This is a genomic window from Scandinavium sp. NPDC088450, assembly GCF_044900545.1.
In the GTDB taxonomy this organism is placed as follows: Bacteria; Pseudomonadota; Gammaproteobacteria; order Enterobacterales; family Enterobacteriaceae; genus Scandinavium.
In genome coordinates, this window is sequence record NZ_JBJDNI010000005.1 from 210,482 (window position 1) to 218,604 (window position 8,123).

Here is an 8,123-nt window from a genome sequence, read left to right on the forward strand (position 1 = left end):
ACTAAGACCATGAACAACCCAGGGAAATACCTTATATGGGCAGTTCTCTCGATTGTGGGAGCCTTTGCCCTTGGCTACATCGCACTGAATCGTGGTGAACAAATCAACGCCCTGTGGATAGTGGTGGCGGCGGTTTGTATCTACCTTATTGCCTATCGTTTTTACGGCCGCTATATCGCCAAAAATGTGCTGGCTGTTGACCCTACCCGCATGACGCCAGCGGTACGTCATAATGACGGGCTGGACTATGTGCCGACCGATAAGAAAGTGCTGTTCGGTCACCATTTTGCGGCGATTGCCGGGGCTGGGCCGTTGGTTGGGCCGGTGCTGGCGGCGCAAATGGGCTATCTGCCCGGGATGATTTGGATCCTGGCAGGCGTTGTGCTCGCCGGTGCCGTGCAGGACTTTATGGTGCTGTTTGTCTCCACGCGCCGTGACGGACGCTCCCTTGGTGAGCTGGTGAAAGAGGAAATGGGCGCCACCGCCGGGGTTATCGCGCTGATAGCGACCTTTATGATCATGGTTATCATCCTTGCGGTGCTGGCGATGATCGTGGTGAAAGCGCTGACTCACAGCCCTTGGGGCACCTATACCGTCGCCTTTACCATTCCGCTGGCGATTTTCATGGGCATCTACATTCGCTATCTGCGTCCGGGACGTATTGGCGAAGTGTCGGTCATCGGCCTGGTGCTGCTGGTGTTTGCCATTATTTCTGGCGGCTGGGTAGCAGAAAGCCCGACGTGGGCACCGTGGTTTGATTTCACCGGTGTGCAGCTGACCTGGATGCTGGTGGGTTACGGTTTTGTCGCCGCAGTATTGCCTGTCTGGCTGCTGCTGGCTCCGCGCGATTATCTTTCTACCTTCCTGAAAATAGGCACCATCGTGGGGCTGGCGATTGGCATTCTGATCATGCGTCCTACGCTGACTATGCCAGCGCTAACCAAGTTTATCGATGGTACTGGCCCGGTGTGGACAGGGAACCTGTTCCCGTTCCTGTTTATTACCATAGCCTGTGGCGCGGTCTCTGGGTTCCACGCTCTGATTGCTTCTGGCACCACGCCGAAAATGCTCGCCAATGAAGGTCAGGCCTGCCTGATTGGCTACGGCGGGATGTTGATGGAATCCTTCGTGGCCATCATGGCGCTGGTCGCCGCGTGTATTATCGACCCGGGTGTCTATTTTGCCATGAACAGCCCGATGGCCGTTCTCGCGCCAGCGGGTACCACCGATGTGGTCGCTTCAGCGGCGCAAGTGGTTAGTAGTTGGGGCTTCGCCATCACGCCGGACACACTGACACAAATCGCCAACGAAGTCGGGGAGCAGTCGATCATTTCCCGAGCAGGCGGCGCACCTACGCTTGCCGTAGGGATGGCGTACATTCTGCACGGTTCGCTTGGCGGCCTGATGGATGTGTCTTTCTGGTATCACTTCGCCATTCTGTTTGAAGCGCTGTTTATTCTGACGGCGGTGGATGCAGGCACACGTGCGGCGCGCTTTATGCTGCAAGATTTACTGGGCGTGATCAGCCCGAATCTGAAACGTACTGACTCGTTGCCAGCCAACCTGCTGGCAACAGCGCTGTGCGTGCTGGCGTGGGGTTACTTCCTGCATCAGGGCGTGGTCGATCCGCTGGGCGGCATTAACACCCTGTGGCCGCTGTTCGGTATCGCCAACCAGATGCTGGCCGGTATGGCGCTGATGCTCTGCGCAGTAGTGCTGTTCAAGATGAAACGTCAGCGCTACGCGTGGGTTGCGCTGGTACCCACGGCGTGGCTGTTAATTTGTACCCTGACCGCAGGCTGGCAGAAAGCCTTCAGCAGCGATGCCAAAGTGGGCTTCCTGGCGATTGCCAATAAGTTCCAGGCTATGATCGACAGCGGTAAGATCCCGGCGCAGTACACCGAATCGCAGCTTTCGCAGCTGGTGTTCAATAACCGTCTGGATGCCGGGCTGACCATCTTCTTTATGGTGGTTGTGGTGGTGCTGGCGTTCTATTCTGTGAAGACCGCGCTGGCGGCACTGAAAGAAGACAAACCGACCGCCAAAGAAACGCCTTACGAGCCGATGCCGGAAAATCTGGAACAGATTGTGGCCCAGGCGAAGAGCGCACATTAATCTGGGTGCCAGCCCCTCTCCCTAACCCTCTCCCGCGGGGAGAGGGGACAATTCTGGTGCGGTTTTCTCCCTCTCCCTTTGGGAGAGGGCAGGGGAGAGGGGATCTACAGGAGATAACATGTTCGACACACTCTCAAAAGCCGGAAAATACCTCGGCCAGGCGGCGAAAATGATGATTGGCGTACCTGATTACGACAATTACGTGGAGCACACACGCCTGAACCATCCGGACAAAACGCCGATGACTTATGAAGAGTTTTTCCGTGAGCGTCAGGACGCGCGCTACGGTGGCAAAGGCGGCGCGAAGTGCTGTTAGCCTTCTTTCGGCAGAAAGAGACTGATTTGTTCCTGAGTGCAACCATAGATGGCGGCCAGTTTCTCTCTGGTGCGCTTTTGCGGGCGGGAATCAGGTGATTCCAGTTGCGAGACCGCTGACTGAGTAATGCCAAGTTTATCTGCCACTTCCTTCTGCGACAGACCACACGCGATGCGCCAGGCTGCCTGTAGACTGACATCCTCGGAGGTCATGAGGCAGGCGATTTCGTGGGGGATACCCACATTGTCATACTCATCATGTTCAGTGGGGATCTCTTCCCAATTATCTTCTTCACCTTCCTCCTCTACGGGGACACGGTCGAGCATCATGTTGAACCACACATGGTAGGGCACCACGACGTATTGGGTGTTGCCTTGTTCATCTTTGATAAATTGTATATTCATAGCGTGCTGGTTCCTCATGAAAGGCATAGGTTTTTGAGGTTCTTCGCAGGACTGCCACGACAGAGCAGATTTCATCATTGTCACCCGAACGAGTGAAAATAATCCTGTAGTCACCAACCCTAAGCCGATAGTGATCTTCTGGTACTTTAAGTTTTCGAATATCGAGCGGTGGGGCGCTTATATCCCCCAAATAGCCTAATTTCATCTCGATGTTTTGTTGATAACGCTTATCCAGCGACAGAAAATTTTTCTTCGCCGCTCGTGACCAAATGATCGTCAACTTGTCTTCCTGCAACATAGTCCTTCCTTATTTATTAGTAAATAATTAGATTATTAGTTGTTCGTGTATTAGAGAATGTCAGGCAGTGTAGAAGCAGAAAGGCGAGGGAGAAAAGAGGCAATGCATCAGCTTACGAGGCAGGCTGCAAGCGCCTTTGCCAGTCGACAAAGGCGTGCAGTAAAACGGGAAGCGGGGTCGCAAAAGCAGATGTACGAAACCGGACTCAGGCGTTTACGCCGCCATCAACATCGAGACCTGTGCCAGTAATTTGCCCGGCGGCAGGGCTCGCGAGGAAGGTCACGGCGGCGGCAATGTCTTCCGGTTTGCCGTAATGGCCGACGGCAATCTGTTTGACTTGTTCTCTGCCCTGTTCGCTGTCAGCCGGATTCATGTCGCTGTCGGTAGGGCCAGGGTGCACAAGATTGACGGTAATGCCGCGCGGGCCCAAATCTCGTGCCAGGCCACGAGTAAAGGAGTTCAGCGCGGATTTGCTCATTGAGTAAACGGCGATCCCCTCGAACGCTACCCGGTTGGCGAGGCAGCTGCCGATGTTAATAATGCGTCCTCCTTGTCCAAGGTGGGGAAGTGCTGCCTGAGTAGCAATCACTACGCCGCGAATATTCACGCCGATCACGGCATCAATGTCTTCGAGTGACATTGTTTCCAGCGGGCCGCCGCGTGCAATTCCGGCGTTATTCACCAAAATATCCAGCCCACCCAGCGTATGAGCCGTTTCATTCACCGCGTCCACAATGGCCTGCGCATTGCTGCTGTCAGCCTGAATCGCATGCCCCTTGCGTCCCAGGGCGCGAATTTCATCAGCCACGGCTTGCGCCTTATCGGCCGATTTTTCATAGGTGATCACCACATCGGCCCCGGCTTTCGCCAGTGACAATGCTATAGCTCGCCCAAGCCCGCGGCTGGCACCGGTTACCAGCGCGCGTTTACCCGTCAAATCGATATGCATAGTTGCTCCGAAGTTATGGTGTGAGAGTCATCATTAGGTATAGAGGGGGAATGTTCCCCGTCAATGGACCTGAAAGAGGTTATTTACGGCCACGTTGAGGATCAGCGGGTTAGCGCAGCGACCTTTACAATCGCCAGCAGCGACGAGCCTCCTGAATATCGCTGTTGCTCATTTGTTATTTTTCTGTGTATTATCGCTGGCCTGAGAAACCATCCGGACATCCGGACGGCTAATATCTTTTGGCTTTATCTTATGCTTTTTACGCCGTTGTCAGTGCAGAACGGCTGTGGAAGAGTCAGTGAAACAGACAATTAACAAAGGGTTCGCAGCGGATGGCAGTCAATCGTCTTGACATGCGCGGTATCAGCCTGGCCTTTTCCGGCTTTAAGGCACTGACTCAGGTGGAATTTACGCTCACCGGAGGGTCTGTGCATGCCCTGACAGGCGCGAATGGCGCAGGAAAATCGACGCTGATGGCGGTGCTTTGCGGCACTTACGACCATTACGAGGGCGAGATTGCGATTAACAGTCAGCCCGTCAACATCCGTTCTCCACGTGATGCGAAGCAGCTTGGCATTCATCTGGTACAGCAGGAAGTCGATGTGGCGCTGGTGCCGGGGTTGTCGATTGCGGAAAACATCATGCTCGACCATCTTGCGGGGCCGAATTACCGCTTTAGCTGGCGACAGATTCGGCAGCAGGCCAAAGAAGCACTGGCGCAACTGGATGTGGCGCTGGATGTTCGCCGCTCGATAGACAGTTGTTCTCTGGCCGAAAAACAGCAAATTTTGCTGGCACGCGCGCTCTCACACCATTGTCGTTTTCTGATTCTGGATGAACCGACGGCCCCGCTAGACAGCCATGAAAGCGAGCGGTTGTTTAACGTGGTCAGACGCCTGCAACAGCAGGGCATCGGCATCGTGTTTATCTCTCACCGCATTCATGAGCTGAAAGCCATCTGCGACACGTTGACGGTGTTGCGTGACGGGCGACTGATTGAAAGCGGCCCGATGGCTGCCCTGAGCGGAGAGCAAATTGTTGAGAAAATGCTCGGCCACGAGCTCACCGATATCTTCCCGCCTAAACGTGACGGCTACAGCGATGACGTCGTGCTGAACGTCGAAGGTCTGCATGATGAGAAGCTGTTGCAGGATATCTCGCTGCGCTTGCGTAAAGGGGAAATCCTGGGCATCGCAGGGCTGGCAGGGGCCGGAAAAACAGAGCTTTGCAAAGCGCTCTTTGGTGCGACGAAAAGCCGGGTGACTCGCGCTGAGCTTAACGGGCAGCCGTGGCAGCCATGCGATCCGGCAGATTCTGTCGTTCGTGGTTTGGCATTGGTGCCTGAAGAGCGCCGCAAAGAAGGCATTTTCATCGATGAACCGATCAGTATGAATCTGGCGATTGGTGCAGATAACAGCTTTTCACGCTGGAGTCTGTTTGGTCATCGTCAGGCCTGGCGCTGGGCCGAAGAAGTGATTGCCCGCGTAGGCATTCGTGCCACGGGGCCGGCTCAGACACTTCGCCGTCTTTCCGGAGGCAATCAGCAAAAAGTTGCCATTGGAAAATGGCTGCGCGGCAATGCCAATGTGCTGATTTTTGACGAGCCGACCAAAGGCGTGGATGTCAAAGCCAAAACCGATCTGTTCAACCTGATCGATGGCCTTGCCCGTGAAGGCAAAGGCGTGATTTATGCGTCCGGTGAATTCGCGGAGTTGGTTGGCTTATGCGACCGCATCTGCGTGCTCTGGGACGGAAAAATTGTGGCAGAAGTCTCGGGCGCTGAGGCCCGCGAAGAAACCTTACTTTATTACTCCACCGGAGGAACGGCGTCGTGAGCAAGGCCCTGGCAGTGAAAACGACGGCATCGGGCCGTCAGCAGTTTTTCGATTTTCTTTATAAATGGGGCATGTTGCTGACCGTGGTGGCGCTGGTGGCGATTTTTGGCCTCGCGTCGGACAACTTCCTCGATCCGTTCAACATCATCAACATTCTGCGTTCAATCGCTATCGTGACGGTGATTGCCGTCGGCGTATCGATTTCGCTGACGGTAGGCGGGTTTGATTTGTCTGTCGGTTCTACGGCTTCGCTCGCCAATGCCCTGGTTATCTCGCTGTTTGTCTGGCACGGATTTGGCACAACCGAGGCCATTGTGATCACTTTACTGCTGTGTACGCTGGTGGGGCTATTTAACGCCTTTTTGATTGTTATCCTGCGTATTCCCGACATGTTAGCCACACTTGCCAGCCTGTTTGTGATTCAGGGCGTGGCGGCGACTTACAGCTTCGGCGGCTCCATTACTGAAAACATGGTTCTGCCGAGCGGTGATATGGCTGAAGGCACGATCCCGGCGGCTTTTGGCCTGCTGGGGCAGGTGCCGACCATCGTGATTATTATGCTGGTGGTGACGCTGGTCGCCCAACTCGCGCTGTCACTGACCACACATGGCCGCCGGATGTATGCTATTGGCGGCAACCCTGAAGCGGCAAGGCTCTCCGGAATTCGTACCACTCGCTACAAAGTTGCGGCTTACGTTATCGCCTCGTTACTGGCAGGGCTTGGCGGCATTTTGCTGGCTTCACGAATTGGATCTTCGCAGGTCAATGCCGGCAGCAGCTATCTGATGGATGCCGTCGCCGCCGCCTGGATTGGCTTCTCCCTTGCCGGTTCCGGTAAACCTAATGCGCTTGGCACGCTGGTGGGGGCTGTGATTCTGGGCGTGCTGTCGAACGGGCTGGTGATGCTGTCAGTGCCATATTACGCGATGGACATTATCAAAGGTCTGGTGCTGGCTGGCGCGCTGGCGCTGACCTATTCCCAGCGCCGCGCATAACACCGTATGTACATAACAACAATCAGGGTAAACACAATGAAAAAAATCACGCTGTCACTCATCGCCGTGGGGCTGCTCAATTCCGTGGCAGCTTTTGCCGAAACGCCCACACCTGTTCCGGCGGCGATTGCCAATCACAGTGGCCCAATCCGTATCGCTGTTATTCGTAATCTGGGCTCGGATGACAACACCACGCAGTTCGTTGCAGGCGCGATTCAGGAAGGGAAAAAGCTCGGCTTTAAGGTCAGTGCTTTTTTAAGTAATGGCGATGATGCTAAGTTCCAGGACTTCGTTAACCAGGCCATTAGCCAGAAATACGACGGGATTATTCTTTCTCAGGGTCGTGATCCGTATTCCACCGCGCTGGTGAAAAAGGCCGTAGACGCGGGCATTAAAGTGGCCGCCTTCGATACCGCCGTGAATGGCGATATTCCGGGCGTAACGGTCTCCCAGCAGGATGATGCCTCGCTGACCGATCTTTCTTTCGGCCAGTTAGTCAAAGACTTCAACGGCAAAGCCAACATCATCAAGCTGTGGGTCGCAGGCTTCCCGCCAATGGAACGCCGCGAGACGGCCTACAAAGCGCTGCTGAAACAAAACCCGGGTATCAAAGAGCTGGAATCTATCGGCGCGGTCTCTTCTGATGTGCAGGGCGATACGGCGAACAAAGTGGGCGCGGTGCTGGCGAAATACCCGAAAGGGAAAATCGACGCTATCTGGGGCACCTGGGATGCCTTCAGCCAGGGCGCTTACAAAGCGCTGAAAGAGAACGGACGTACCGAAATCAAGCTCTACAGCATCGATGTTTCCAATCAGGATCTGCAGCTGATGCGCGAAGCGGGTAGCCCGTGGAAAGTGAGCGTGGCGGTAGACTCTAAGTTGATTGGCGCGACGAATGTGCGTTTGATTGCCAACAAGATTGCCGGAGAACCAACGCCTGCAACCTACGACTTCAAAGCCGCAGCCATTCCACAAGCGCTGTTAGTTGCACAGCCTGGGGCGGTTAACGTGGCAACGCTTGGCAAAATTATTCCGGGTTGGGGTCAGACTGAAGACTTTATCGCGCCGTGGTTTGCGACGCTGGAAGCTAAGGCTAAGTAAGTGAAGCGGTGAAGTTTGTAGATACTGTTATGCCACGCAAGCATTTTCTGTGTGCAACGTGGCATCGAACGGGCGTCCTGATTTCAGGACGCCGTACGCCACTTGTGCCA

8 protein-coding genes are annotated in these 8,123 nt (G+C 54.9%); 5 read left to right on the forward strand and 3 right to left on the reverse strand.

Features of this window, described 5'->3' with window-relative positions; translation table 11 throughout:
* Positions 1 to 9 precede the first annotated feature (9 nt).
* Both cstA and ACI2I2_RS07120 read left to right on the forward strand, forming a co-directional pair.
* Positions 10 to 2,115, forward strand: a complete 2,106-nt coding sequence (gene cstA, locus ACI2I2_RS07115; RefSeq protein ID WP_404657275.1) for a pyruvate/proton symporter CstA — start codon at positions 10 to 12, stop codon at positions 2,113 to 2,115.
* Positions 2,116 to 2,233: 118 nt separating this feature from the next.
* On the forward strand, positions 2,234 to 2,431 hold the full coding sequence (locus ACI2I2_RS07120; RefSeq protein ID WP_097164648.1) for a YbdD/YjiX family protein: 198 nt from the start codon (positions 2,234 to 2,236) through the stop codon (positions 2,429 to 2,431).
* Here the strand turns inward: ACI2I2_RS07120 and ACI2I2_RS07125 are convergent.
* The 3 genes from ACI2I2_RS07125 to ACI2I2_RS07135 all read right to left on the reverse strand — a co-directional run bounded on the left by ACI2I2_RS07125 (position 2,428) and on the right by ACI2I2_RS07135 (position 4,082).
* Entirely contained in the window at positions 2,428 to 2,835 is a 408-nt protein-coding gene (locus ACI2I2_RS07125; RefSeq protein ID WP_404657276.1) for a helix-turn-helix domain-containing protein, read from the reverse strand. The genes ACI2I2_RS07120 and ACI2I2_RS07125 overlap by 4 nt on opposite strands.
* Positions 2,810 to 3,133 (reverse strand): type II toxin-antitoxin system RelE/ParE family toxin, encoded by a 324-nt coding sequence (locus ACI2I2_RS07130; RefSeq protein ID WP_404657277.1) that lies wholly within the window; start codon positions 3,131 to 3,133, stop codon positions 2,810 to 2,812. The genes ACI2I2_RS07125 and ACI2I2_RS07130 overlap by 26 nt, the downstream gene beginning before the upstream one ends.
* A 205-nt stretch (positions 3,134 to 3,338) precedes the next feature.
* Positions 3,339 to 4,082, reverse strand: a complete 744-nt coding sequence (locus ACI2I2_RS07135; RefSeq protein ID WP_404657278.1) for a 3-oxoacyl-ACP reductase family protein — start codon at positions 4,080 to 4,082, stop codon at positions 3,339 to 3,341.
* Positions 4,083 to 4,414: 332 nt separating this feature from the next.
* Here ACI2I2_RS07135 and ACI2I2_RS07140 point away from each other — a divergent pair, with 332 nt between their 5' ends.
* Genes ACI2I2_RS07140 through ACI2I2_RS07150 form a run of 3 tightly spaced genes read left to right on the forward strand, consistent with a single transcriptional unit; the run spans position 4,415 to position 8,013 of the window.
* Positions 4,415 to 5,917, forward strand: a complete 1,503-nt coding sequence (locus ACI2I2_RS07140) for a sugar ABC transporter ATP-binding protein (protein WP_404657279.1) — start codon at positions 4,415 to 4,417, stop codon at positions 5,915 to 5,917.
* Complete coding sequence (locus ACI2I2_RS07145) at positions 5,914 to 6,912, forward strand: ABC transporter permease (protein ID WP_404657280.1); 999 nt, start codon at positions 5,914 to 5,916, stop codon at positions 6,910 to 6,912. The genes ACI2I2_RS07140 and ACI2I2_RS07145 overlap by 4 nt, the downstream gene beginning before the upstream one ends.
* 36 nt (positions 6,913 to 6,948) lie before the next feature.
* Complete coding sequence (locus ACI2I2_RS07150) at positions 6,949 to 8,013, forward strand: sugar ABC transporter substrate-binding protein (protein WP_404657281.1); 1,065 nt, start codon at positions 6,949 to 6,951, stop codon at positions 8,011 to 8,013.
* Positions 8,014 to 8,123: the final 110 nt, after the last annotated feature.